This is a genomic window from Escherichia sp. UTM R2, assembly GCF_048593455.1.
GTDB lineage: Bacteria > Pseudomonadota > Gammaproteobacteria > Enterobacterales > Enterobacteriaceae > Escherichia > Escherichia coli.
In genome coordinates, this window is the sequence record NZ_JBFWDY010000002.1 from 3,101,147 (window position 1) to 3,127,539 (window position 26,393).

Below are 26,393 nucleotides of genomic sequence, written 5' to 3' on the forward strand. Positions count from 1 at the left end.
TATTAATCGGGGTTATGCTGCGACAACAATCCCCTTTTCGGCAAATGCAGAGCGTAGTCGGCGGGCGAACGCCAGTGCGTGCTCGCCGTCGCCATGCAGGCAGACCGTTTGCGCCGCGACCGTTGCCCATTCGCCGGTGATACTTTTGACTCTGCCGTGTTGCACCATCTCCAGCGTTTGCGCCAGCGCCTGTTCTTCGTTTTCAATCAACGCGCCTGACTGGCTTCGCGGCACCAGCGAGCCGTCAGCCTGATAACCGCGATCGGCAAACACTTCCTCGCGCGTTGTCAGACCATATTGCTTGCCTGCACGAATCAGCTCGCTTCCCGCCAGCCCGACGAGAATCAATGCTGGATCGCAAGCGTATACCGCTCTGGCGATGGCGTCTGCCAGTTGTGCTTCTTTCGCCGCCTGGTTGTACAACATGCCGTGCGGTTTGACATGACGCATTACGCCGCCTTGCGCACGGGCAATCGTTGCCAGCGCGCCAATTTGATACAGCGTCTGGGCGTAAACGGTTTCTGGCGGCAGCTGCATGGCGCTGCGACCAAAATTTTCCCTGTCGGGAAAACTCGGGTGAGCGCCAATCGCGACACCATTTTTTATTGCTTCACGCACGCAAGCCTGCATGATTTGCGCATCGCCTGCATGAAATCCACAGGCAATATTGGCAGAGGAAACCAGCGTTAATAGCTCTGCGTCGCTGGCGCAGCCTTCGCCCAGATCGGCGTTCAGGTCAATTTTCATTGTGCAGCCGCCACGCTAATTGTTCAAAATAACGTTGCTGATCTTGCCGTGCTTTTAGTGCCTCTTCCAGTGAACACTGGACAAAATGAATCGGCTGACCGAGCGGAATTTGCGCCAGATGGTACATATCAGCCTCAATGATACAGGCAATACGCGGGTAACCACCGGTGGTCTGTGCGTCGTTCATCAACACAATCGGCTGCCCGTTATGTGGCACCTGCACCACGCCCGGTAACAAACCGTGAGATAACAGTTCGCGATCGGTGGTGCGTTTTAAAATTTGCCCCTGTAAGCGATAGCCCATGCGGTTACTTTGCGAGCTAAGCTGCCAGGGCGAACGCCAGAATGCATCCTGCGAGGCGCGATCGAACTCATGATATTCCGGCCCCGGCAAGGCGCGAATGCGGTTGCCCCACAGCAGCTGTTTAACGCCCTGCGCTTCCATAGAATCACGCTTCGATTTGCCAATCGGGAGTCGGTCACCATCCTTCAGTAAACGGCCTTCCAGCCCGCCAATCCCCACTTTGAGATCGGTGCTGCATGAGCCCATTACCGGCGGAACATCAATACCACCCGCGACCGCCAGATAACTGCGCATCCCGTGCTGCGGGCGTTTAAGCGTTAAACGCTGGCCTGCTTTCATCGGCAATCGCCAGCCGGTCCAGACGGCATTATCATCCAGCCGCGCTTCGCAACCGGCACCCGTCAGAGCAAACCACCCATCAGTTTCGAACTCAACAGTTAACTGACCGAGCGTGATCTCCAGCGCGGGGGCATTGGCGTCATTACCCACCAGTAGGTTAGCAATGCGTAACGCGGGCATATCCAGTGCGCCGCAGTGGCTGATACCCGACTGGCGAAAACCGTGACGACCGCCATCCTGCACAGTGGTATACATGCCCGCACGAATAATCTTCAGCATACTCCCTCCTTCTGCGGTACAAAGCGCACGCTGTCTCCCGGACGTAATAAGATGGGTTCGTCACGCGCCGGATCAAACAGGCTGAGTGAGGTATGACCAATCAACTGCCAGCCACCCGGCGTTGCCAGCGGATAAACACCAGTCTGCGGCCCGCCGATCCCGACAGAACCTGCCGGAACGAGTAAGCGCGGTTCAGCGCGCCGTGGCGTGTGTAGTTGTTCCGGCAAACTCCCGAGATACGGGAAGCCCGGTTGAAAACCTAAAAACCAGACCACGTATTCCACGGAGGAGTGCAATTCAACAACCTGTTTTTCGCTCAACCCGCAATGCGCCGCGACCACCGCCAAATCCGGTCCGCCTGCACCACCGTAAACCACCGGAATTTCAATAAAGCGAGACTCCGGCTCCAGCGCCTCGCTCTCCTCCCACCAGCGTTGCAAACGCTCTATGGCATCCAGCGCCAGCGACTCAGGATTACGCAAAATCACCGTGATATTGTTCATGCCGGGAATGGCTTCAACCACATTCGGCATATCCACCAGACGCTGCGCCAGTCGCCAGATCCGTTTCTGGCTAGCCAGCGTCACCGGCGGTTCCAGTTCCAGCACTACCGCCGTTTCACCTATCAGATAACAACGCGCTCGTTGCACTTTCGATCCCTCTGATTATTCGTTATGCAGGATTAGGAATATCAATAAAGGTCACATCAAGATCGGTATTTTCATTCAGCCACTCGCTCAATGCGCGAATACCACCACGTTCAGTGGCATGGTGACCTGCAGCATAAAAATGCAATCCCTGCTCGCGGGCTGAATGAATGGTCTGTTCAGAAACTTCGCCAGTAATAAAAGCATCCACGCCAAAACGCGCGGCGCTATCGATAAAACTTTGCCCGCCGCCCGTGCACCAGGCGACGCGCTGGACCACCTCAGGTCCGGTATCGCCACACCATAACGGCTTACGTCCCAGACGCGCTTCAATCCAGGAAGCCAGCTCCAGTCCCGGCACAGGCATGGTCAGTTCGCCCCACGGCACCAACGGCTCAATTTCGCCCATGACCGTGATCCCCAGTAACGCCGCCAGCTGTGCGTTATTGCCCAGCTCAGGATGTGCGTCAAGCGGCAAATGCCAGCCATACAGGTTGATATCATTCGCCAGCAACGTTTTTAAACGGTTACGCTTCATTCCGCGAATGACCGGAGACTCTCCTTTCCAGAAGTAGCCATGATGCACAATGACCGCATCCGCGCCCAGACGCACTGCCTCATCGAGCAAAGCCTGGCTGGCGGTGACACCGGTAACAATTTTTTGCACCGTCTCTTTGCCTTCCACCTGCAAACCATTCGGCGCGTAATCACTAATCGCCGCGCTGTTCAGTTTTTCGTTAATCAGTTGTTCCAGTTCGGTGTTTTTCATCTTCGCGCCTTCCGTATTCTGATAGCTACACCGTTAACATAGCGTTACCTCGCCAGTTCGTCGATAGCCAATCTTTTGACATATTAAGAAACAAACCCGACGCCAAAAGACGCAAATTGTTTATATCATCACGCTTCAGCTAATGTATATTTATGCAATCAGACAGCATATTGCATAAATAATCAGATCTGTATCAAAGTTTTAACTTTAAGGAAACACAAGCACGCCGCGCAACTATTACGTGACGTTGCCGTCAATTGTGGAATTATTATGAATAAACACGCATCACAGCCGCGCGCTATTTACTATGTCGTTGCGCTGCAAATCTGGGAATATTTTAGCTTTTACGGCATGCGTGCCCTGCTGATTCTCTATCTCACCAATCAACTAAAATACAACGATACTCACGCCTACGAGTTATTTAGCGCCTACTGTTCGCTGGTGTATGTCACGCCAATCCTCGGTGGCTTTTTGGCGGATAAAGTTCTCGGCAATCGCATGGCGGTGATGCTGGGGGCGTTGTTGATGGCGATCGGTCATGTGGTGCTGGGTGCCAGTGAGATCCATCCGTCATTCCTCTATCTGTCCCTGGCGATTATCGTCTGCGGCTATGGCCTGTTTAAATCTAACGTAAGCTGTCTGCTCGGCGAGCTGTATGAGCCAACCGATCCGCGTCGTGATGGCGGTTTCTCGCTGATGTATGCGGCGGGTAACGTGGGGTCTATTATCGCACCTATCGCCTGTGGTTACGCCCAGGAAGAGTACAGCTGGGCGATGGGCTTTGGCCTGGCGGCGGTTGGCATGATCGCGGGTCTGGTCATTTTCTTATGTGGCAATCGTCATTTCACTCATACCCGCGGCGTTAACAAAAAAGTACTGCGTGCGACAAACTTTCTCCTGCCGAACTGGGGATGGCTGCTGGTTCTGCTGGTGGCAACGCCTGCACTGATTACCATACTGTTCTGGAAAGAGTGGTCGGTATACGCCTTAATTGTCGCGACTATTATTGGCCTGGGTGTACTGGCAAAAATTTATCGCAAAGCAGAAAACCAGAAACAGCGGAAGGAGCTGGGGCTGATTGTGACGCTCACCTTCTTCAGTATGTTGTTCTGGGCCTTCGCACAACAGGGCGGTAGCTCGATTAGCCTTTATATCGACCGCTTCGTTAACCGCGATATGTTTGGTTATACCGTTCCGACCGCGATGTTCCAGTCGATTAATGCCTTCGCAGTTATGCTGTGCGGTGTGTTCCTGGCGTGGGTGGTAAAAGAGAGTGTCGCGGGTAATCGTACCGTGCGCATCTGGGGGAAATTTGCTCTTGGCCTTGGCCTGATGAGCGCCGGATTCTGCATTCTGACCTTAAGCGCCCGCTGGTCCGCAATGTATGGTCACTCTTCTCTGCCACTGATGGTATTAGGCCTGGCGGTGATGGGCTTTGCGGAACTGTTTATCGACCCGGTTGCCATGTCGCAAATTACGCGCATTGAAATCCCCGGTGTGACCGGCGTATTAACCGGCATCTACATGCTGCTTTCTGGCGCGATCGCGAACTATCTGGCGGGCGTGATTGCCGATCAGACATCGCAGGCTTCGTTTGATGCTTCCGGGGCGATCAACTACTCCATCAATGCATATATTGAAGTATTTGATCAAATTACCTGGGGCGCACTGGCGTGTGTAGGACTGGTACTGATGATTTGGCTGTATCAGGCGCTGAAATTCAGAAACCGCGCGCTGGCGCTGGAGTCTTAATAGGCCAGCACCGATGCCTGATGCGACGCTTGACGCGTCTTATCAGGCCTACGTATTTCCTGCAATTTATTGAATTTGCACAAATTTGTAGGCTGGATAAGGCGTTCACGCCGCATCCGGCATCTGGGCTCGATTGCCTGACGCGTCTGTTATTTCCCCTTCCGCGCCGCCTCATACGCTGCCAACGTTTGTACTCTCGCTTCTTTGTGCTCGACTATCGGTTGCGGATAATCCAGCGTCACACCTGCTTTCTGCGCCCACTTCCACGGCTCATGCACCACTTTCCCTGGCACATCGCGCAGTTCCGGTAGCCACTGGCGGATAAACTCGCCCTCATGATCAAATTTCTCGCCCTGGGTTGTCGGGTTGAAAATACGAAAATACGGCGCTGCATCGGTTCCGGTTGAAGCGGCCCACTGCCAGCCACCGTTATTGGCTGCCAAATCACCATCAATCAGCTGCGACATGAAATATCGCTCGCCTTCGCGCCAGTCGATCAATAAATCTTTCACCAGAAAACTGGCTGTAATCATCCGTAGCCTGTTATGCATCCAGCCAGTGCTGTTAAGCTGACGCATAGCGGCATCAACAATCGGGTATCCCGTTTTGCCTTCCTGCCAGGCCTGTAAATGTGCGGGATTGCTCTGCCACTGTACACGATCCGTCCAGGCAATAAATGGACGATGTTTACACAACGAGGGGTGATACGTTATCAGGTGACGGTAAAACTCGCGCCAGATCAGCTCATTAAGCCAGACACTACCGGCCCCACCGTCCAGCGCCTGCGGCTGTTCAGCCAACAAGCGATGCAAGCACTGGCGAGGCGATAACCCGCCCGTTGCCAGGCTGGCCGACAAACGGCTGGTGCCTTCCACTGCCGGAAAATCTCGTTGTTGCTCATATTCTCCGGCACCGTTCTGGCAAAACTGGCGTAATTGCGCAATCGCCGCTTTTTCTTCCACCGGAAAATGCGCAGTATCGAAAGACTGACGAGGATAATTCAGCGTAATGGATGGCGCGGGCTTTATCGATCCGCTACTACGAACTTTTGGTGCAGCGACGCACTCCGGCATCCCTTCCCGCAGCCGTTTCAGCCAGGCATTCTTAAAAGGCGTAAAGACTTTGTACATCTCGTGATTACCGGTCATCACCGCGCTAGGCGGCAGGATCACGCTGTCATCAAATCCTTCACACACCACGTTACGCAGCGTTCTCTCAACCTGCACATCCCGCGCCCGCTCATTCACCTCATACTGATAGTTATAAAAAAGATGAGTAACGCTGTTTTCCGCGCACACCTGTTTAACTATTTCGACGCTGGCGACAAAGTCATCCACTTCACGGAACAATAAAGGAATACCTTTTTCCGTCAGCACGATTTGTAGCCCATTCAGTTGAGCATTGATAAGTTTAGCCTGACGCGGCGACATGTTATGCGCCGCCCACTGGCGTGGTGTAGCGATATACAACGCCAGCACGCGTGCAGACGAATTGCGGCAGGCGGCAGCCAGTGCGAGATTATCGTGCAGACGTAAATCCTGGCGAAACCAGACCAGATGGGTAGTCATAAAACTCCTGAATGGCGCAAGTTAATCACACGCGGCCAAAGTTCGAAATAACGCTGCCCTGAAAGCCAGGCGTCAGGATAAAGCGCCATATAGTGTTTGATACGCATCAGCGGCGCAAGAAGTGGTTGCTCGCCACGGCGATAACTGTCGATAAGCGCAGCCAGCTGCTGGCGTTCTGTGGAATCAATATGCGGGCGAAAATAACCCTGAACGTGCATCAAAACATTGGTGTGATCGCGCGGGTTGGCGGGGTGAGAAAGCAAAACAACTACGCGTTGGCGGTACTGGTTGTAATAGTCATCCAGATTTTGCCACTGGTGAATATCAGCCACGAACGGGCCAAGTTTGCGGTACTCCGGCTGAGAATGCGCCAGAAAGACGAGTTTATAGCGGCTGTGATAATCGAGAAGCGCCCCGCGCGTTAAGCCATGTTCTTTCAGTCGATGTAACTCATGAAGGGCAAAGATACGGATTAGGGTGCTGTCATCAAATCGTTGTAGATTCATTACTGCTCCTGAGCGGTTTACAGGAGTAAGTGTAGACGTTGAGAAATGATATTTGTGAAGTTAATCCTGTTGTAGCAGGACAAATTTACGAAAGCCTGCTCCCCGCAAGGACTGACGTCAGGTAGTTTCTAACCATAGCTGCCCTTTCTATTCAAACGTGAAATCAATAAGCTCATCAGGGACATCGCAAACAATATGAAGACGGGTTTCTTCTCTGCCGTGACTCTTTTCACTAATTGCGTAACTGTCATGCTTGGGATTATTTAATTCTTTCAGCGGAAATTTTTCCTCGAAGGCTTTATTTAGCCGCCCCTGGTTTCCTTTTACAGCGAATAAATAATCACCTCCCTGTTTTTGTATCTTCTCTGCAATATCTTTCTGGCAACCCATCGCATCGGTTTTGATGATTTTTCCTTTAATATCCAGCATGTTAAGAAGTTCAGGGATAGCTGTGATCTCATTGGATTTCTTATCCGTCTTGATCTGTCCGATGACCAGACTGTGCATTGTTGAGAACGCACTAATGACATGAATCGCTCCCTTACGGCGACTCTTGTCATAAGAATGCCGGTGTATTTTTCCATCAATTGCGATGACGTCTTTATCATCTGAAGAATGGTAGTCAAGCATCCAGTTAATAAAGCTCTCATGAAATTTCGCAGGACAGATACAGGATACAACTCTGGCAATGGTATCGTGAACAGGAATACCATTTTCAAAATCACCATATTGCTTCAAAAAATCGGGATGTGTTTCCCCAAAATCCTCTATATCTTCCCAGCCTTCTGCACCAGAAATAACGGCACAAATAGTCAACAGTAGAATATCCGATAATTTATGTTCCACTTTCCAGGCTTGTCTGTAATCGGGGATAATAGAAATATGTTCCATCAATTTTTTAAGTTCCATTTTGTTCTCCTTAATTATGTAAGAAGTATTTGATCATGTATAAGCAATAAAAAACAGCTTCAGGTAATAAGGAATATCTCAATTTTTAAACATAAAATGCGAATTATTTAGTACAAAAAGCAGGGAAAGATTACGAAAGCCCGCTCCCCGCAAGGACTGACGCGAGATAGTTTCTATCCATGGCTGCTTTTCGCATCTTACGTCTTAACCCTGCCTTGAATACCTTATCATTCGTTAAAATATTAATAGCGATGTGCCGTATCCCTGAAAATAATTCTGCGGCGTTTCCTCTTCTTATTTTGCAGTCGTCTTCATTCATTACCACGTCCAGACGCCAGTGCAGCTTATTCTCCACGTGCCAGTGGTTTCGGATTGCTGTGGCGAACTTTTCTGCGGTTAAATCAGCAGAACTGATATAATATCTGACCGTCATTTCTGGCTCTTTCTTTTGTTCTGCTATTATTGACCGAAAGGAGACTGCCACGCATAATTTCTTCAGTCCTTTCCATTCAAACGTGAAATCAATAAGTTCATCAGGGACATCGCAAACAATATGAAGACGGATTTCTTCTCTGCCGTGACTCTTTTCACTCATTGCGTAACTGTCATGCTCTGGATTATTTAATTCTTTCAGCGGAAATTTTTCCTCAAAGGCTTTATTAAGCCGCCCCTGGTTTCCTTTTACAGCGAATAAATAATCACCTCCCTGTTTTTGTATCTTCTCTGCAATATCTTTCTGGCAACCCATCGCATCAGTTGTGATGATTTTTCCTTTAATATCCAGCATGTTAAGAAGTTCAGGGATAGCTGTGATCTCATTGGATTTCTTATCCGTCTTGATCTGCCCGATGACCAGACTGTGCATTGTTGAGAACGCACTAATGACATGAATCGCTCCCCTGCGGCGACTCTTGTCATAAGAGTGCCGGAGCGTTTTTCCATCAATTGCAATGACGTCTTTATCATTTGATGAATGGCAATCACGCATCCAGTTAATAAAGCACTCGTGAAATTTTGCAGGACTGATACAGGATACAACTCTGGCAATAGTATCGTGAACAGGAATACCATTTTCAAAATCACCATATTGCTTCAAGAAATCGAGATGTGTTTCCCCGAAATCCTCTATATCTTCCCAACTTTCTGCACCAGAAATAACGGCAAAAATAGTCAATAGTAGGATGCCTGACAATTTATGCTCTACTTTCCAGGCTTATCTGTAATCGGGAATAATAGAAATATGTTCCATCAATTTTTTAAGTTCCATTTGTTCACCTTATTTATGTAAGGAGTATTTGATCATGTATAAGCTATGAAAAACAGCTTTAGGTAATAAGGAATATCTCAATTTTTAAACATAAAATGCGAATTATTTAGTACAAAAAAGTAGCGTTACGTGATCTTTCCCTGGGATACAACTCTGGCAATGGTATCGTGAACAGGAATACCATTTTCAAAATCACCATATTGCTTCAAAAAATCGAGATGTGTTTCCCCGAAATCCTCTATATCTTCCCAACCTTCTGCACCAGAAATAACGGCACAAATAGTCAACAGTAGAATATCTGACAATTTATGCACCACTTTCCAGGCTTGTCTGTAATCGGGTGTAATAGAAATATGTTCCATCAATTTTTTAAGTTCCATTTGTTCACCTTATTTATGTAAGGAGTATTTGATCATGTATAAGCTATGAAAAACAGCTTTAGACAATAAGTAGTATCTCAATTGTTGAACTTAAAATTCGAATTATTTAGTACAAAAAAGTAGCGTTACGTGATCTTTCCCTGCAAATGGAACGCAAAATAAACACCTATTCCATGAGTTATATAATTTTTCACAATGATTAATTTGTTTTCTCAGGAAGAGATTTTATTTCTCTTCACTACGAATTAGTTCATGCTGTATCTTTATTAAACATTCGTAAGACTCATTTTTGTTCGGGAGATGTGCTGTCATTCGAGCATAAGTTGGTTTCTCATCTTTAAAATATTTTACCATGATTGAATTATCAAGGACTGCCAACAACTGAACTGGATCACTGCTCTTTTTTTGATAGATACCCGCTCTTATATAACTTCTAAACCGATCGCCGAGAAACGCCGTTTTTTCTGCTGTATTTATCAACTCCTGCAACGTTCCTTTGATGGCATGATTTTCATTAAGGCGTAGTGACCCGACGCGAATTAAGAGTCTCGCCCCGCTTGGTGTGAATTTATTATTTTTACATGTACCCAGTTCTGTTTGCCAATAATACTCACCGATGTCCTCATTCTGATACCATCTCCACATGGCTTTATTATTTAAGACAGGAAACGCGGAAAAAATAGTACCCTTAGCGAAAATAGTAAAACAATCATGATCTTTAGCTTGTATTTCGCAATCAGCTATAACACCAAAACTAACAAATATCATCAACAAAAAGAACAAAACTCTTTTCATTTTCTTATTCCTCTCGATGTTCTCTGTTTCATCTTAGCTAAAATTTCACCCAAATCATCTATCCCTGCTGTTGCTGGCCCATCGGGTTTATTAATGTCTGGGAATAAATAGGGTTCTGCACAAGTATATCCTGGTGGTAATTGAGTTGTTGGCCAATTTGTCTGTGGCAGGTAATCACTTGCTGTCTTTGTATCCATCCCTGGATACTGGGAATCATCCTGTGGCGTACAAGTCAGATTTGGTTTTACCCACTTCCTGCAATACAGTGTGTAGTCGTAAGGGCTTAATGCTCTGAAGAATGTTTTGAAAACATTAGGCGCACTACTGGCCTGGTCAATAGGATATGGCAGTCTTAATTGTTTCGCTATGTCCGGCAATTTACTTGGATCGGGCGTAGGCGGTTTGTTGGGTCTCGCTCCATATCCGCCATTATTTAAGTGTCCATATTTTGATGCCAGTCCCATTGAATCTATATACTGAACCGGATTCAGCGGATACTGATAAAAATTCCATCCCCCCTTCAGCCCAATCGGATCCTGAGTGATATACCTCCCCTGCAGCGGGTCATAATAGCGGTGGCGGTTGTAATACAGGCCGGACTCCTCATCATACTGCTGCCCCGGCAGGCGGATAAGCTGCTGCAGCTGATGCGGGTTCTCTTCATTCAGCAGGTTGCCCCATTCATCGTATTCTGCGCACCATTCTGTTGCCCCTTCCGTGCTGACAAGCGCCAGCGGCAGGCCGCGATGGTCGCAGTGGTACAGGTGGATTTTTCGCGCCGGCGTGTACACCGGGTCCATCTGGTTTTGCATCTGCTCCACCGTCAGGCCGCACGATGCCAGCCAGCGGCGGCTTTCCTCACTCACCCGGTCAGCCAGGATTTCACTTTCCAGCCGGTCGAGCATCTGCACCAGCACCGGCGGGAACACCACACTGCCACCGTCTTCGCCGCCGGACTGCTGAAGGGTATCCGCCAGGCTGCGGCGCTGCGTTTTCGCCAGCTCACCGGTGGCGGTTTCAACCCTGATGAGTGGCGTGAAGCTCCCCGGCTGATAAATCGTCTGGATGCGGGTTCTGTCGTTCTGTATCGTGGTCAGGCGGTCGCCGTCCCAGCCGTACCAGGTCACTTGCGGTTTCCGTGACAGCGACATCCAGCCCGTCAGGTCCCGTTCACGTCGCCACACCCGTTTTGCCACCCTGCGGCCCAGCGGGTCGTAAAGATAGCGGCTTTCGACCAGCGGCTCTGCATATTGTGTCCGCGTGTAGTGCACCAGCCGGTGCTGACTGTCGTAATGGTACCGGTGGGTGCGCTCATCATCCGTGCGGATAACCCCTTCCGGGATGAGGTCGGTTTTCTCCGTCAGCCTGCCGTGACGGTCATACCGGTAAAGATAGTGCGCGTCACGGGCGATACGGTTATCCGGCCACATGCTGAGGGTGCTGTCCGGGTGCAGCTCCGGGTCGGGCAGGCGGTTACCTGCCGGGTCTGTGGCATACGGGATATCAATGCCCAGGTTACATATAATAATAAGAGCAATTAACTTAATTTATTTGTTTATAATGCGCTTACTTAATACAAACCATTGAATATACCCTCCTGACAGAAAATAAAGCCATATTATTATCGCCATAATATACTTACTATCAATCCTTACGCCAATAATGTCTGATACAGTCCCTATAAATATTAGAGCAATAAAGAATACTATGCCTGTTGGAAAACATATTACCATCATTCCATAAGACATGAGACTAATTAACTCGCTCACATCACGAGTGGAGTCTAATAGTGAAAGTCTATGCATGGAAAAGAATAGTATTAAAAGCGATAAAGCCAGCCATATAGCTCTGAATAAAAAAATAATATATTTCATTACATCACTCCGGTGAATACAAATCTAATAAAACGTCCAATGTTATTTCCGGAGCACTTCATCTTACATGTTTCTAAAGAATCATTAGACCAGTCTTGGCAGTTTTTAAATAGCCCTAAATTTATAGGTGTGAATATATCAGGCAATACAGAATAACGCGGCCTTACCTCTTTAAACTTCCCTTTTAAACAGTTCTCCACACAACTATTATCGGTTTCAACGAGGTCACAACGGCCAGCAGCTTCTTTTGTATCATTACTTGCTTTACCTGGCCCCCATAGACCATCTCCTTTTGATTCTCCCCGTTGGTCTTGGCCACCACAAGTATAGTCCCCTTTACCATCTGGGACACAAAGATATTGATGATAGAACGGATTCCCCCATATATCTGGACCGCTTCTTTCACCAGTTCCGCCCATTGAATGCAGTGGCTTAATGCATTTTAGTGTTTCTAATCCTAATGGATCTATATTTGAGATCGGATTCAACGGATACTGATAAAAATTCCATCCCCCTTTCAGCCCAATCGGATCCTGAGTGATATATCGCCCCTGCAGCGGGTCATAATAGCGGTGGCGGTTGTAATACAGGCCGGACTCCTCATCATACTGCTGCCCCGGCAGGCGGATAAGCTGCTGCAGCTGATGCGGGTTCTCTTCATTCAGCAGGTTACCCCATTCATCGTATTCTGCGTACCACGCTGTTGTCCCTTCCGTGCTGATAAGGGCCAGCGGCAGGCCGCGATGGTCGCAGTGGTACAGGTGAATTTTTCGCGCCGGCGTGTATACCGGGTCCATCTGGCTTTGCATCTGCGCCACCGTCAGGCCGCACGATGCCAGCCAGCGGCGGCTTTCCTCACTCACCCGGTCAGCCAGGATTTCACTTTCCAGCCGGTCGAGCATCTGCACCAGCACCGGCGGGAACACCACACTGCCACCGTCTTCGCCGCCGGACTGCTGAAGGGTATCCGCCAGGCTGCGGCGCTGCGTTTTCGCCAGCTCACCGGTGGCGGTTTCAACTCTGATGAGTGGCGTGAAGCTCCCCGGCTGATAAATCGTCTGGATGCGGGTTCTGTCGTTCTGTATTGTGGTCAGCCGGTCGCCGTCCCAGCCGTACCAGGTCACTTGCGGTTTCCGTGACAGCGACATCCAGCCCGTCAGGTCCCGTTCACGCCGCCATACCCGTTTTGCCACCCTGCGGCCCAGCGGGTCGTAAAGATAGCGACTTTCGACCAGCGGCTCTTCATATTGTGTCCGCGTGTAGTGCACCAGCCGGTGCTGACTGTCGTAATGGTACCGGTGAGTCCGCTCATCATCCGTGCGGATAACCCCTTCCGGGATGAGGTCGGTTTTCTCTGTCAGCCTGCCGTGACGGTCATACCGGTAAAGATAGTGCGCGTCACGGGCGATACGGTTATCCGGCCACATGCTGAGGGGGCTGTCCGGGTGCAGCTCCGGGTCGGGCAGGCGGTTGCCCGCCGGGTCCGTGGCATACGGGATGCGGATATCCAGATTCGCTGCGGTGGTGTGAACGCCGGTCAGCCTGCCGGTGGTGCTGTAGCTGTAACTCCGGGTCTGGCGCGGGCTGCTGATGCGGATGAGTTCGCCGTTGTCGTTCCAGGTGTAATCGCGGTCATACTGCAGGCTGTTCAGGTGCTGACGCTGTAACTGCCCGGCAGGGGTGTAAGCGGTGGTGAGTTCATAACGACCGAAGCTGCGCAGCGTTTCCCGGTGCAGGCGGTCGCGGGTGAAATCCACCAGCGGTGTGTCGCCGAGCTTCATGCCTGCCAGCCAGCCGCTGCCGTAGGTCAGCCATTCCACGGCGGGCAGGCTGTCCGGTATACAGCGGTTCGCCAGTCCCTGCGCGTTGTACGCATGTCTGGTCTCATGCTGCCAGAGCAGTGCTTCCGTCTGCGGGTGATGCACCGTCTGGCGCTCACCGGTCAGCCGGCCTTTCTCATCATACCTGTAATGCACCGCCACCCGGTGCCCTTCGCTGATATGGCTGATGTCTGTCAGCCAGCCGCGTTCGTCATACTGCCACTGCTCTGCGGTTTCACCCTTCACGGTGCGGTGCGTGAGGCGGTCTGCTTCGTCATAGTGCCAGTGGGTGACCAGACCCTCATCCTCGCTGCGGATAAGTTTGCCGGTCAGGTCGTGGTGATAACGCTGTGTGCGGCCGTCAAAGCCGGTTTCCTGTATCAGCCGGTCAAGTACATCGTAACGGAAGGTGGTGTGGCTGCCGTTTTCACTGGTCAGGCGGATGACCCGTCCGGCAGCATCGTATTCCATACTGCGCGTCAGCCCGCCCTGCGTGGTACGGACGGCCTTTCCCCACGCATCGTACTGTGTCCCGTTTCTGCTGCCGTCCGGGGCAATGACGGCGGTCAGGTCACCGGCGGCGTTGTATTCATACCGCGTTTCATGGCCCTGCGTGTCTTTCACGGCAATTAACTGTCCACGGCTGTCGTATGCGCGGTACTGACTCAGCCCTTCCTCGCGGTGCACCGCCGTCACCTGACCAAAACGGTCATGGTCATAGCGGGTTACATAACCGGAACAGTCAGTGAAGCTCAGCAACTGACCGTAACGGCTCCACGTCATGGTTTTCCGGCTGCCGGTGGCATCTTCCGTTGCGCAGGGTAAGTCACTGTGTGGATTATCATAACGGTAGCGGGTGATATCGCCGTCAGGGGCAGTTTCCTGAATCAGACGGCCCCATTCATCATATTCCCGGCGTATTTCCAGCCCGTCAGGCCCGGTGGCTGACGTTAACTGGCTGTGGTGGTTATAGTAAAACGCCGATGCCCTGCCATCCGGCGTGGTGATGCGCGTGATGAGGCCCGTCACCACATCCGGACTGTATTCTGTTGTCCTGCCTGCGGCATCCGTCTGTGCCCTGAGCCTGCCCACCGCGTCAAACTGACTCTGCGTGACGCTGCCGTCCGCGTGTTCCTTTTTCACCACCCGCTTCAGCCCGCCTTCACCCTGCGTGTGCAGGACTTCACGGCGGTTCAGGCTGTCGGTGATGGTGATGCGGTCCTTCTCATACTGATACGTGTAACTTAAGCCTGCCGGGTTTAGCTGTTCTGTCACCCGCCCGTCGCTGTCGTAACGGTAACAGATTTCCGGCCGGCCCGTGTGACGGTGCGCCACCATCCGGCCCCGGTATTTATCATCGTAAGTAAAGCTGCGCACCTGTGTATTGCTGCGGTCATACACCGCCGCCAGTTCGCCGCGGGGCGTCCAGCCATAGCGCACCAGCGGCGCGGCAGGTAAATTCTCCGGGTATTCCGGGTCGTGCGTCAGCCACACGGCAGACAGACGGATGCCGTTGTCCCGGCCATATTCGGTGTAACCCGGCAGGGTATCAGGAAAAGCGGACGGTTCCGTCCCGCCGGAAATGGCCTGCTGCCGGGCTTCTTCTGCCCGCTGCGCCTGCGTGGTCAGTACCAGCCGGAAGTGACGCCCGGCACCATCCGTCACGCCGGTGATTTCGCCGCTGAATTCACCGGCGGCTTCGCGGTGGAACGTCTGTGTGCGCCCGAAGCGGTCCACCAGCCCGGTCAGTACCCGGTACGGCGGCAGCGGCGCAGGCAGCACCTCATCCGCTTCCGGCACCCGCTCACACCAGCCGAGCAGCCACCACGGCCCCTGCGGACTGTTTGTCGCCAGATAACGATGCGGACTTAAGCGGAGTTCTTCCGGCAGCGCCTGCCAGAGTGCGGCCAGCCGGTGACCTTCATCCAGTTTCGCCACGCCGCCGCGCACCAGCCACAGTGACTCGCTGCGGCTGTAACCGTCCTCACCGGGAAACAGGTGCTCAAAATACAGGCTTCTGCCGCCGTTATCACTGAGTATCAGTGTGTTATCGCGCAGCTGTAAGCGGATATCCGCAGGCATTTTCCAGCCGGGGCTGTACTGCACCCATTTTGTTGGACGATGAAATGGAATAGCCCCTAATATGTCAAAGCCAAAATACCCTTTTGAAAAGCGCCTTGAAGTCGTGAATCACTACTTCACAACTGATGATGGTTACAGGATCATCTCGGCACGTTTTGGTGTCCCCGAACCCAGGTCAGGACATGGGTTGCCCTCTATGAAAAACATGGAGAAAAAGGTTTAATTCCCAAACCTAAAGGCGTTAGTGCTGATCCAGAGTTGCGTATTAAGGTCGTGAAAGCTGTGATCGAGCAGCACATGTCCCTTAATCAGGCTGCTGCTCACTTTATGCTTGCTGGTAGTGGTTCTGTAGCCAGGTGGCTGAAGGTCTATGAAGAGCGCGGAGAAGCTGGTTTACGCGCGCTCAAGATTGGCACCAAAAGAAACATTGCAATATCAGTTGATCCAGAAAAAGCGGCATCAGCATTGGAGCTGTCAAAAGACCGACGCATTGAGGATCTTGAAAGGCAAGTTCGATTTCTTGAAACGCGGCTTATGTATCTAAAAAAGCTGAAAGCCTTAGCTCATCCCACGAAAAAGTGAAAGTACTCAACGAGCTAAGGCAGTTTTATCCTCTTGATGAGCTTCTCAGGGCTGCGGAGATACCGCGCAGTACGTTTTATTATCATCTAAAGGCTCTCAGCAAGCCTGACAAGTATGCGGACGTTAAAAAGCGTATTAGTGAGATTTATCACGAGAATAGAGGCCGATACGGATACCGTAGGGTAACGCTGTCTCTTCATCGAGAAGGGAAACAGATTAACCATAAAGCTGTTCAGCGCCTGATGGGAACCCTCTCACTTAAAGCAGCGATTAAGGTCAAGCGATACCGCTCTTACAGAGGAGATGTAGGGCAAACCGCCCCTAATGTTCTCCAAAGAGATTTCAAGGCTACGCGGCCAAACGAGAAGTGGGTTACCGATGTTACTGAATTTGCAGTCAATGGGCGCAAGCTGTATTTGTCTCCAGTAATAGATCTCTTCAACAACGAAGTTATTTCTTACAGCCTTTCGGAAAGACCAGTGATGAACATGGTTGAGAATATGCTCGATCAGGCATTCAAAAAGCTTAATCCTCACGAGCATCCTGTTCTGCACTCTGACCAGGGATGGCAGTATCGTATGAGAAGATATCAAAATATCCTTAAAGAACATGGTATTAAACAAAGCATGTCCAGAAAAGGCAATTGTCTGGATAATGCTGTGGTGGAGTGTTTCTTTGGAACCTTAAAGTCGGAGTGTTTTTATCTTGATGAGTTCAGTAATATAAGCGAACTGAAGGATGCTGTTACGGAATATATTGAATACTACAACAGCAGAAGAATTAGCCTGAAATTAAAAGGTCTGACTCCAATTGAATATCGGAATCAGACCTATATGCCTCGTGTTTAACTGTCCAACTTTTTGGGGTCAGTACAGGCCGAGGCTCCCCACCGGCGCGGGCGTTTTTGTCCGGTAACTGCTGTAGGTGCGGGAGAGAATGAACGGCAGCGGGCCGGGCAGGGCGATGTCGGTTTCACCGGGAAGGACCTTTGCACCGAGCAGCGGATTGACCGGATGGCCGGACGTCACCCCGCCGGGGCACACCGAACAGGCCACGCCGGTGGGGGCACCGATGCGTACCCCGGCTGAACCCTGGACAATGCTACCGCCATACTGCGTCATGTCGCCCTGACGCGCCGCCGGTTTTCCGCTCATCTGCTCATCCTTGTTTTATCGGGTTATTTGTCTGCTGACAGGCGAAACCCTACAGATTTATAAGAAAGCCTTAAGTGAGATATCTGTCAGATAAGAACAATTAGGAAAATATTTATATATATTTCATGAATATATGTTTCGATTGGTATAACGATGTCTAAATATTCCTCTGAACATCTTCCTGATACAAAAAACCGCCAGCGTTTCCGCTGGCGGTTTTCAATGTATTCAAAACTCAGCAATCAATAAAAATCACCAGTTGCCTTTTCGGCCTGATCCATCCACACCGGTTTATCGCTGGTTTTCGACCAGACGCGATGCAGGTAGCTGTAAAAGCGGGCGCGGTCTTTCCAGAAAAGCATGAAAGGCAGCGCCAGAACGCCCGCTGCAACCGCATAAGTACGGCGTAAAAAGATAAGCCATGCAGGATATTCTCTGTAGAGTTCCATACTTTTCTCCCCCTTTTGTATCTACCCGGTGAATGGCACCGGAAAAATGAATTTGTTTATCTGATGAAAATAGTACCGCCTTTTGTGTAATTTTACTACTCATCCGACCACTTATTTTTGCTTATTGATGGTTTATTTACATTCATCCTGTAATTAAGTTACACAAAAGTTAAATTAATACTAAACATTAGTTAAATCATGGCTTTTGCCATTTTTATACTTTTTTTACACCCCGCCCGCAGATTTTTGCGAAATCTTTGCAGCCAGAATTCTACCCTTCCGGTATCACTTTTAGGCCACTGGAGGTGCACTGTGAGTGCAGGCGTGATAACCGGCGTATTGCTGGTGTTTTTATTACTGGGTTATCTGGTTTATGCCCTGATCAATGCGGAGGCGTTCTGATGGCTGCGCAAGGGTTCTTACTGATCGCCACGTTTTTACTGGTGTTAATGGTGCTGGCGCGTCCTTTAGGCAGCGGGCTGGCGCGGCTGATTAATGACATTCCTCTTCCCGGTACAACGGGCGTTGAGCGCGTACTTTTTCGCGCACTTGGCGTCTCTGACCGTGAGATGAACTGGAAGCAATATCTTTGTGCCATTCTCGGCCTGAACATGCTGGGGCTGGCGGTGCTGTTTTTTATGTTGCTCGGTCAGCACTATCTGCCGCTTAATCCACAGCAGTTGCCAGGGCTGTCGTGGGATCTGGCGCTGAATACCGCCGTCAGCTTTGTCACCAATACCAACTGGCAATCTTATAGCGGTGAAACCACGTTGAGCTATTTCAGCCAGATGGCGGGCTTAACGGTGCAAAACTTTCTTTCTGCCGCCAGCGGGATTGCGGTGATTTTTGCCCTCATCCGTGCGTTTACCCGCCAGAGCATGAGCACGCTCGGGAATGCCTGGGTCGATCTGCTACGCATCACGTTATGGGTGCTAGTCCCTGTGGCGTTGTTGATTGCACTGTTTTTTATTCAACAAGGTGCGCTGCAAAACTTTCTGCCTTATCAGGCTGTGAATACCGTTGAAGGAGCGCAACAGCTGTTACCCATGGGGCCTGTAGCTTCTCAGGAAGCGATCAAGATGCTCGGTACTAACGGCGGTGGCTTCTTTAATGCCAACTCGTCGCATCCGTTTGAAAACCCAACCGCACTGACCAACTTCGTGCAGATGCTGGCGATCTTCTTGATCCCAACGGCGCTGTGCTTTGCCTTTGGTGAAGTGACGGGCGATCGCCGCCAGGGGCGCATGTTGCTGTGGGCGATGTCAGTGATTTTTGTCATCTGCGTAGGCGTGGTGATGTGGGCAGAAGTTCAGGGTAATCCTCATCTGCTGGCACTGGGCACGGACAGCAGCATCAATATGGAAGGTAAAGAGAGCCGTTTCGGCGTGCTGGTCAGTAGCCTGTTTGCGGTCGTGACGACGGCGGCTTCCTGTGGCGCGGTGATTGCGATGCATGATTCGTTTACCGCTCTCGGTGGCATGGTGCCGATGTGGCTGATGCAAATTGGTGAAGTGGTGTTCGGCGGTGTCGGTTCTGGTCTTTACGGCATGATGCTGTTTGTCCTGCTGGCGGTGTTTATTGCCGGGCTGATGATTGGTCGTACACCGGAATATCTGGGTAAAAAAATCGACGTACGCGAGATGAAACTGACTGCACTGGCAATTCTGGTTACCCCGACGCTGGTGCTGATGGGCGCGGCGTTGGCGATGATGACCGACGCCGGACGTAGCGCCATGCTCAACCCTGGCCCGCATGGTTTTAGCGAAGTGCTGTACGCCGTGTCATCCGCCGCTAACAACAACGGCAGCGCCTTTGCCGGATTAAGCGCCAACTCTCCGTTCTGGAACTGTTTACTGGCGTTCTGCATGTTTGTCGGTCGCTTCGGGGTGATTATCCCGGTGATGGCAATTGCCGGTTCGCTGGTGAGTAAAAAGAGCCAAGCCGCCAGCTCCGGCACGCTGCCAACGCACGGCCCGCTGTTTGTTGGCCTGTTAATCGGCACCGTGTTGCTGGTTGGCGCACTGACCTTTATCCCTGCCCTGGCGCTTGGTCCGGTGGCGGAATATCTCTCCTGATGATATTGAGTGAGCACTGAATATGAGTCGTAAACAACTGGCGCTATTCGAACCAACACTTGTCGTTCAGGCGCTGAAAGAAGCGGTGAAAAAATTAAACCCGCAGGCGCAATGGCGCAATCCGGTGATGTTTATCGTCTGGATCGGCAGTCTGCTGACCACCTGTATTAGCATCGCGATGGCAAGCGGTGCGATGCCCGGCAATGCGCTGTTTAGCGCGGCCATTAGCGGTTGGCTGTGGATCACCGTACTGTTCGCTAATTTCGCCGAGGCGCTGGCAGAAGGCCGCAGTAAAGCGCAGGCCAACAGTCTGAAAGGGGTGAAAAAAACTGCCTTTGCCCGCAAGCTGCGTGAGCCGAAATATGGCGCTGCGGCGGACAAAGTTCCTGCCGACCAACTTCGTAAAGGCGATATCGTACTGGTAGAAGCTGGCGATATTATCCCCTGCGATGGTGAAGTTATTGAAGGGGGTGCATCGGTCGATGAAAGCGCCATCACCGGGGAATCGGCACCGGTGATCCGTGAATCCGGCGGCGATTTTGCCTCCGTCACCGGCGGCACGCGTATTCTTTCTGACTGGCTGGTGATTGAGTGTAGCGTTAACCCCGGCGAGACATTTCTGGATCGGATGATCGCGATGGTGGAAGGCGCACAGCGACGCAAAACGCCGAACGAAATTGCCCTGACCATTCTGCTGATTGCCCTGACTATCGTCTTTTTACTGGCAACCGCCACGCTGTGGCCGTTTTCCGCGTGGGGCGGTAATGCAGTCAGCGTAACGGTACTGGTGGCGCTGCTGGTCTGTCTGATCCCAACCACTATTGGCGGCCTGTTGTCAGCGATCGGCGTCGCCGGGATGAGCCGGATGCTAGGCGCGAATGTGATTGCCACCAGCGGACGTGCAGTTGAAGCGGCAGGTGACGTTGACGTTCTGCTACTGGATAAAACCGGCACCATCACACTCGGTAACCGTCAGGCGTCGGAGTTTATCCCCGCGCAGGGCGTGGATGAAAAAACGCTGGCTGACGCCGCACAACTGGCTTCGCTGGCTGATGAAACGCCGGAAGGCCGCAGTATTGTGATCCTCGCCAAGCAGCGTTTTAACCTGCGCGAGCGCGATGTGCAGTCGCTCCATGCCACCTTTGTACCGTTTACTGCGCAAAGCCGGATGAGCGGGATCAACATCGACAACCGCATGATCCGTAAAGGTTCTGTCGATACCATTCGTCGCCATGTTGAGGCTAACGGTGGTCACTTCCCTACCGATGTTGATCAAAAAGTCGATCAGGTTGCGCGTCAGGGAGCCACGCCGCTGGTGGTGGTGGAAGGTTCTCGTGTGCTGGGCGTTATTGCGCTGAAAGATATCGTCAAAGGCGGTATTAAAGAGCGCTTCGCCCAGCTGCGCAAAATGGGCATTAAAACGGTGATGATTACCGGCGATAACCGTCTGACTGCCGCCGCGATTGCTGCGGAAGCGGGTGTCGATGATTTTCTCGCCGAAGCGACACCGGAGGCCAAGCTGGCATTGATCCGTCAGTATCAGGCGGAAGGTCGTTTGGTAGCGATGACCGGCGACGGCACCAACGATGCTCCGGCGCTGGCGCAGGCAGATGTCGCGGTGGCGATGAACTCCGGCACCCAGGCGGCGAAAGAGGCGGGCAATATGGTCGATCTCGACTCTAACCCGACCAAGTTGATCGAGGTGGTGCACATTGGCAAACAGATGCTGATGACCCGTGGCTCGCTGACCACCTTCAGCATTGCCAACGATGTGGCGAAATACTTCGCCATTATTCCGGCGGCATTCGCGGCAACGTATCCGCAGTTAAATGCGCTGAACATCATGTGCCTGCATTCGCCCGACTCCGCAATCCTCAGTGCGGTGATTTTCAACGCCTTGATTATCGTCTTTTTGATTCCCCTGGCGTTAAAAGGCGTGAGTTATAAACCGCTTACCGCTTCTGCCATGTTGCGCCGTAACTTATGGATTTACGGTCTGGGTGGGCTGCTGGTGCCGTTTATCGGTATCAAAGTCATTGATTTACTGCTGACCGTTTGCGGTCTGGTGTGAGGTTTACCATGAGTGGATTACGTCCGGCATTATCAACATTTATCTTTCTGTTATTGATTACTGGCGGCGTTTACCCGCTGCTGACCACCGTACTGGGGCAATGGTGGTTTCCCTGGCAGGCCAATGGTTCGTTGATTCGTGAAGGTGATACGGTGCGCGGTTCGGCATTAATCGGGCAGAATTTTACCGGCAACGGCTATTTTCATGGTCGCCCGTCGGCAACGGCAGAAATGCCCTATAATCCACAGGCTTCTGGCGGGAGCAATCTGGCGGTCAGTAACCCTGAGCTGGATAAACTAATAGCCGCACGCGTTGCTGCATTACGGGCCGCTAACCCGGATGCCAGCGCGAGCGTTCCGGTTGAACTGGTGACGGCATCGGCAAGCGGGCTGGACAATAATATCACCCCGCAAGCGGCGGCCTGGCAAATCCCACGCGTGGCGAAAGCGCGTAATCTCAGCGTTGAACAGCTCACGCAACTGATCGCAAAATACAGCCAACAACCGCTGGTGAAATATATCGGCCAGCCGGTTGTCAACATTGTTGAACTCAATCTGGCGCTGGATAAACTTGATGAATAACGAACCCTTACGTCCCGACCCCGATCGTCTGCTGGAACAAACTGCCGCGCCGCATCGGGGGAAGCTGAAAGTTTTCTTCGGTGCCTGTGCAGGCGTCGGGAAGACCTGGGCGATGCTGGCAGAAGCCCAGCGACTGCGGGCGCAAGGGCTGGATATTGTGGTTGGCGTGGTAGAAACCCACGGGCGAAAAGATACCGCCGCCATGCTGGAAGGGCTGGCTGTTCTGCCGTTAAAACGCCAGGCGTACCGTGGGCGGCATATCAGCGAGTTTGATCTCGATGCCGCCCTCGCCCGCCGCCCGGCGCTGATCTTAATGGACGAACTGGCGCACAGTAATGCGCCAGGTTCCCGTCATCCCAAACGCTGGCAGGATATCGAAGAACTGCTGGAAGCTGGCATTGATGTTTTCACTACCGTCAACGTTCAGCATCTGGAAAGTCTGAATGATGTGGTCAGCGGCGTCACCGGAATTCAGGTACGGGAAACCGTGCCCGATCCTTTTTTCGATGCCGCCGACGACGTGGTGCTGGTGGACTTGCCCCCGGACGATCTGCGCCAGCGGCTGAAAGAAGGCAAAGTCTATATTGCCGGGCAGGCGGAGCGCGCCATTGAACATTTTTTCCGCAAAGGTAATCTGATCGCCCTGCGCGAACTGGCACTGCGCCGTACTGCCGATCGCGTTGATGAGCAAATGCGCGCCTGGCGGGGGCATCCTGGCGAAGAGAAAGTGTGGCACACGCGCGACGCGATCCTTTTATGCATCGGCCATAACACCGGCAGCGAAAAACTGGTCCGCGCAGCGGCGCGGCTGGCGTCACGGCTGGGTAGCGTCTGGCACGCGGTGTATGTTGAAACCCCTGCCCTGCACCGCTTACCGGAAAAAAAACGTCGGGCAATTCTCAGCGCCTTACGTCTGGCGCAGGAACTGGGCGCGGAGACGGCAACACTTTCTGATCCAGCGGAAGAGAAAGCGGTAGTGCGTTATGCCCGTGAACATAATCTCGGCAAGATTATTCTCGGTCGCCCGGCCTCGCGCCGCTGGTGGCGTCGGGAAACGTTTGCTGACCGACTGGCGCGCATCGCCCCCGATCTCGATCAGGTGCTGGTCGCGCTTGATGAACCACCCGCCCGCACGATTAACAACGCGCCGGATAACCGCTCTTTTAAAGACAAGTGGCGTGTACAAATTCAGGGATGCGTGGTTGCCGCCGCGTTATGCGCCGTTATCACCTTAATTGCCATGCAGTGGCTGATGGCGTTTGATGCCGCCAACCTGGTGATGCTGTATCTGCTTGGCGTGGTGGTGGTGGCGCTATTTTATGGACGCTGGCCTTCAGTGGTTGCCACCGTCATTAATGTAGTGAGTTTCGATCTCTTTTTTATCGCCCCACGCGGCACGCTCGCCGTCTCTGATGTGCAATATCTGCTGACCTTCGCGGTGATGTTAACCGTCGGGCTGGTGATCGGGAACCTTACTGCTGGCGTGCGTTATCAGGCGCGGGTAGCCCGTTACCGCGAGCAACGCACACGGCACTTATATGAAATGTCGAAAGCTCTGGCGGTGGGCCGCAGTCCGCAGGATATCGCTGCCACCAGCGAACAATTTATTGCCTCCACGTTTCATGCCCGCAGTCAGGTGTTGTTGCCCGATGACAACGGTAAATTGCAGCCGTTAACACATCCGCAAGGAATGACGCCGTGGGACGATGCCATCGCGCAGTGGAGTTTTGATAAAGGCCTGCCTGCGGGCGCGGGCACCGACACGTTACCCGGTGTACCGTACCAGATTTTGCCGCTAAAAAGCGGCGAGAAAACCTACGGGCTGGTGGTGGTGGAGCCGGGGAATCTGCGCCAGTTGATGATCCCGGAACAGCAGCGCCTGCTGGAGACGTTTACGCTGTTAGTCGCCAATGCCCTTGAGCGGCTGACGCTAACCGCCAGCGAAGAACAGGCGCGGATGGCAAGCGAACGTGAACAGATCCGCAACGCCCTGCTGGCGGCGCTTTCGCATGATTTACGCACGCCGCTTACGGTGCTGTTTGGTCAGGCAGAAATCTTAACGCTCGATCTGGCAAGCGAAGGATCACCCCACGCCCGCCAGGCCAGCGAGATCCGTCAGCACGTGCTGAACACTACCCGACTGGTGAATAATCTACTGGATATGGCGCGAATTCAGTCCGGCGGCTTTAATTTGAAGAAAGAGTGGTTAACGCTGGAAGAAGTAGTCGGCAGCGCGCTGCAAATGCTGGAACCGGGTTTATCGTCGCCCATCAATCTTTCTCTGCCAGAACCGCTGACCTTAATCCACGTTGACGGGCCACTCTTTGAACGGGTGCTGATTAATCTGCTGGAGAACGCGGTGAAATATGCGGGTGCGCAGGCCGAAATTGGTATCGATGCCCACGTTGAGGGCGAAAATCTACAACTGGATGTCTGGGATAACGGCCCCGGTCTTCCGCCAGGCCAGGAGCAGACGATATTTGATAAGTTTGCTCGCGGGAATAAAGAGTCGGCAGTACCGGGGGTAGGGCTTGGACTGGCAATTTGTCGGGCGATAGTGGATGTACACGGGGGCACTATTACCGCGTTCAACCGACCGGAAGGTGGTGCCTGTTTTCGTGTTACACTTCCCCAGCAAACTGCCCCTGAACTTGAAGAATTTCATGAGGATATGTGACAAACGTTCTGATTGTTGAAGATGAACAGGCTATTCGTCGCTTTCTGCGCACGGCGCTGGAGGGCGACGGGATGCGCGTCTATGAGGCCGAAACGCTGCAACGCGGCTTGCTGGAAGCGGCTACCCGTAAGCCAGATTTGATTATTCTCGATCTCGGCCTGCCCGATGGTGATGGGATTGAGTTTATCCGCGACCTGCGCCAGTGGAGTGCGGTGCCGGTGATTGTGCTTTCCGCACGCAGCGAAGAGAGCGACAAAATCGCCGCGCTGGATGCCGGAGCGGATGATTATCTGAGTAAGCCGTTTGGCATTGGCGAATTGCAGGCCCGTCTGCGCGTCGCATTACGCCGCCACTCTGCCACCACCGCACCCGATCCGCTGGTGAAATTTTCCGATGTTACCGTCGATTTAGCCGCCCGCGTGATTCACCGGGGTGAGGAAGAGGTGCATCTCACACCAATTGAGTTCCGCCTGCTGGCGGTGCTGCTCAACAATGCCGGAAAAGTACTCACCCAGCGCCAGCTCCTCAACCTGGTGTGGGGGCCAAACGCGGTCGAACACAGTCACTATTTGCGTATTTATATGGGACATCTGCGACAAAAACTGGAACAGGATCCCGCCCGCCCACGCCATTTCATTACTGAAACCGGTATTGGCTATCGGTTTATGCTTTGAATTGTTATTCAATAAATTCGCTTAAATAGTGATTAATTTATTATTAAACCTGCACCAAATATTATTATTTGGCAGGTTTAATTTCTTAACGC

General features: G+C 52.1%; 16 protein-coding genes and 7 pseudogenes. 8 read left to right on the forward strand and 15 right to left on the reverse strand.

Annotation, left to right across the window (positions count from 1 at the left end):
* Window positions 1-12: 12 nt before the first annotated feature.
* From pxpA to ybgI, 4 genes are read right to left on the reverse strand one after another with little or no spacing between them, the layout of a single operon-like run.
* The gene (gene pxpA / locus AB4H76_RS15875; RefSeq protein ID WP_000687112.1) at window positions 13-747 is read right to left on the reverse strand and encodes a 5-oxoprolinase subunit PxpA; all 735 of its coding nucleotides are present in this window, start codon (window positions 745-747) and stop codon (window positions 13-15) included.
* Entirely contained in the window at window positions 737-1,669 is a 933-nt protein-coding gene (gene pxpC / locus AB4H76_RS15880; RefSeq protein WP_000912724.1) for a 5-oxoprolinase subunit PxpC, read from the reverse strand. The genes pxpA and pxpC overlap by 11 nt, the downstream gene beginning before the upstream one ends.
* Window positions 1,663-2,319 carry a 5-oxoprolinase subunit PxpB gene (gene pxpB, locus AB4H76_RS15885; RefSeq protein ID WP_001188343.1) on the reverse strand — a complete coding sequence of 219 codons (657 nt, stop codon included), beginning with the start codon at window positions 2,317-2,319 and terminating at the stop codon, window positions 1,663-1,665. Before pxpB ends, pxpC begins: the two co-directional genes overlap by 7 nt.
* Before the next feature lie 22 nt (window positions 2,320-2,341).
* On the reverse strand, window positions 2,342-3,085 hold the full coding sequence (gene ybgI / locus AB4H76_RS15890) for a radiation resistance protein YbgI (RefSeq protein ID WP_000798871.1): 744 nt from the start codon (window positions 3,083-3,085) through the stop codon (window positions 2,342-2,344).
* A 270-nt stretch (window positions 3,086-3,355) separates the two neighbouring features.
* Here ybgI and dtpD point away from each other — a divergent pair, with 270 nt between their 5' ends.
* Window positions 3,356-4,837 carry a dipeptide permease DtpD gene (dtpD, locus tag AB4H76_RS15895; protein WP_001032689.1) on the forward strand — a complete coding sequence of 494 codons (1,482 nt, stop codon included), beginning with the start codon at window positions 3,356-3,358 and terminating at the stop codon, window positions 4,835-4,837.
* A gap of 149 nt (window positions 4,838-4,986) precedes the next feature.
* On the opposite strand, the gene phrB is transcribed toward dtpD, so the two are convergent.
* From phrB to rhsC, 9 genes and pseudogenes are all read right to left on the reverse strand, one after another.
* On the reverse strand, window positions 4,987-6,405 hold the full coding sequence (gene phrB / locus AB4H76_RS15900) for a deoxyribodipyrimidine photo-lyase (protein ID WP_077492375.1): 1,419 nt from the start codon (window positions 6,403-6,405) through the stop codon (window positions 4,987-4,989).
* On the reverse strand, window positions 6,402-6,911 hold the full coding sequence (locus tag AB4H76_RS15905) for a YbgA family protein (RefSeq protein WP_001053305.1): 510 nt from the start codon (window positions 6,909-6,911) through the stop codon (window positions 6,402-6,404). Before AB4H76_RS15905 ends, phrB begins: the two co-directional genes overlap by 4 nt.
* A 150-nt stretch (window positions 6,912-7,061) precedes the next feature.
* Window positions 7,062-7,820 (reverse strand): annotated as a pseudogene (locus AB4H76_RS15910) (ISAs1 family transposase); the annotation flags it as partial.
* A gap of 130 nt (window positions 7,821-7,950) precedes the next feature.
* A pseudogene (locus AB4H76_RS15915) lies at window positions 7,951-9,087 on the reverse strand (ISAs1 family transposase).
* Between the two features lie 143 nt (window positions 9,088-9,230).
* Window positions 9,231-9,467, reverse strand: a pseudogene (locus AB4H76_RS15920) (ISAs1 family transposase); the annotation flags it as partial.
* Between the two features lie 225 nt (window positions 9,468-9,692).
* Window positions 9,693-10,262: a protein YbfC gene (gene ybfC / locus AB4H76_RS15925; RefSeq protein WP_000832338.1), complete on the reverse strand. Its 570-nt coding sequence runs from the start codon at window positions 10,260-10,262 to the stop codon at window positions 9,693-9,695.
* Window positions 10,259-11,779: pseudogene (locus AB4H76_RS15930) on the reverse strand (RHS repeat-associated core domain-containing protein); the annotation flags it as partial. The pseudogene AB4H76_RS15930 and the gene ybfC, both read right to left, overlap by 4 nt.
* A 30-nt stretch (window positions 11,780-11,809) precedes the next feature.
* Window positions 11,810-12,136 (reverse strand): protein YbfB, encoded by a 327-nt coding sequence (ybfB, locus tag AB4H76_RS15935; RefSeq protein WP_000873944.1) that lies wholly within the window; start codon window positions 12,134-12,136, stop codon window positions 11,810-11,812.
* Window positions 12,136-16,050, reverse strand: a pseudogene (gene rhsC, locus AB4H76_RS15940) (rhs element protein RhsC); the annotation flags it as partial. The gene ybfB and the pseudogene rhsC, both read right to left, overlap by 1 nt.
* Before the next feature lie 49 nt (window positions 16,051-16,099).
* Here rhsC and AB4H76_RS15945 point away from each other — a divergent pair.
* Window positions 16,100-17,468, forward strand: a pseudogene (locus AB4H76_RS15945) (IS3-like element IS150 family transposase).
* A gap of 27 nt (window positions 17,469-17,495) precedes the next feature.
* On the opposite strand, the pseudogene AB4H76_RS15950 reads toward AB4H76_RS15945, so the two are convergent.
* A pseudogene (locus AB4H76_RS15950) lies at window positions 17,496-17,774 on the reverse strand (DUF6531 domain-containing protein); the annotation flags it as partial.
* A 242-nt stretch (window positions 17,775-18,016) separates the two neighbouring features.
* Complete coding sequence (locus AB4H76_RS15955) at window positions 18,017-18,223, reverse strand: YbfA family protein (protein WP_000424924.1); 207 nt, start codon at window positions 18,221-18,223, stop codon at window positions 18,017-18,019.
* Window positions 18,224-18,535: 312 nt separating this feature from the next.
* Here AB4H76_RS15955 and kdpF point away from each other — a divergent pair, with 312 nt between their 5' ends.
* Genes kdpF through kdpE form a run of 6 tightly spaced genes read left to right on the forward strand, consistent with a single transcriptional unit; the run spans window position 18,536 to window position 26,301 of the window.
* On the forward strand, window positions 18,536-18,625 hold the full coding sequence (kdpF, locus tag AB4H76_RS15960; protein WP_001272653.1) for a K(+)-transporting ATPase subunit F: 90 nt from the start codon (window positions 18,536-18,538) through the stop codon (window positions 18,623-18,625).
* Complete coding sequence (kdpA, locus tag AB4H76_RS15965; protein WP_000741131.1) at window positions 18,625-20,298, forward strand: potassium-transporting ATPase subunit KdpA; 1,674 nt, start codon at window positions 18,625-18,627, stop codon at window positions 20,296-20,298. The genes kdpF and kdpA overlap by 1 nt, the downstream gene beginning before the upstream one ends.
* 22 nt (window positions 20,299-20,320) lie before the next feature.
* Window positions 20,321-22,369 (forward strand): potassium-transporting ATPase subunit KdpB, encoded by a 2,049-nt coding sequence (gene kdpB, locus AB4H76_RS15970; protein WP_001752279.1) that lies wholly within the window; start codon window positions 20,321-20,323, stop codon window positions 22,367-22,369.
* Between the two features lie 8 nt (window positions 22,370-22,377).
* A complete protein-coding gene (gene kdpC / locus AB4H76_RS15975) occupies window positions 22,378-22,950 on the forward strand; it encodes a K(+)-transporting ATPase subunit C (protein ID WP_001300431.1) in 573 nt (190 codons plus the stop codon).
* The gene (gene kdpD / locus AB4H76_RS15980) at window positions 22,943-25,627 is read left to right on the forward strand and encodes a two-component system sensor histidine kinase KdpD (RefSeq protein ID WP_001310640.1); all 2,685 of its coding nucleotides are present in this window, start codon (window positions 22,943-22,945) and stop codon (window positions 25,625-25,627) included. Before kdpC ends, kdpD begins: the two co-directional genes overlap by 8 nt.
* Window positions 25,624-26,301: a two-component system response regulator KdpE gene (gene kdpE, locus AB4H76_RS15985; protein WP_032237698.1), complete on the forward strand. Its 678-nt coding sequence runs from the start codon at window positions 25,624-25,626 to the stop codon at window positions 26,299-26,301. Before kdpD ends, kdpE begins: the two co-directional genes overlap by 4 nt.
* The last annotated feature ends 92 nt before the right edge of the window (window positions 26,302-26,393 follow it).

Coding starts and splice junctions, on each gene's coding strand:
- pxpA (WP_000687112.1), bottom strand. CDS start 747: ATGAAAATTGACCTGAACGCCGATCTGGGCGAAGGCTGCGCCAGCGAC.
- pxpC (WP_000912724.1), bottom strand. CDS start 1,669: ATGCTGAAGATTATTCGTGCGGGCATGTATACCACTGTGCAGGATGGC.
- ybgI (WP_000798871.1), bottom strand. CDS start 3,085: ATGAAAAACACCGAACTGGAACAACTGATTAACGAAAAACTGAACAGC.
- dtpD (WP_001032689.1), top strand. CDS start 3,356: ATGAATAAACACGCATCACAGCCGCGCGCTATTTACTATGTCGTTGCG.
- phrB (WP_077492375.1), bottom strand. CDS start 6,405: ATGACTACCCATCTGGTCTGGTTTCGCCAGGATTTACGTCTGCACGAT.
- AB4H76_RS15905 (WP_001053305.1), bottom strand. CDS start 6,911: ATGAATCTACAACGATTTGATGACAGCACCCTAATCCGTATCTTTGCC.
- ybfC (WP_000832338.1), bottom strand. CDS start 10,262: ATGAAAAGAGTTTTGTTCTTTTTGTTGATGATATTTGTTAGTTTTGGT.
- ybfB (WP_000873944.1), bottom strand. CDS start 12,136: ATGAAATATATTATTTTTTTATTCAGAGCTATATGGCTGGCTTTATCG.
- AB4H76_RS15955 (WP_000424924.1), bottom strand. CDS start 18,223: ATGGAACTCTACAGAGAATATCCTGCATGGCTTATCTTTTTACGCCGT.
- kdpA (WP_000741131.1), top strand. CDS start 18,625: ATGGCTGCGCAAGGGTTCTTACTGATCGCCACGTTTTTACTGGTGTTA.
- kdpB (WP_001752279.1), top strand. CDS start 20,321: ATGAGTCGTAAACAACTGGCGCTATTCGAACCAACACTTGTCGTTCAG.
- kdpC (WP_001300431.1), top strand. CDS start 22,378: ATGAGTGGATTACGTCCGGCATTATCAACATTTATCTTTCTGTTATTG.
- kdpD (WP_001310640.1), top strand. CDS start 22,943: ATGAATAACGAACCCTTACGTCCCGACCCCGATCGTCTGCTGGAACAA.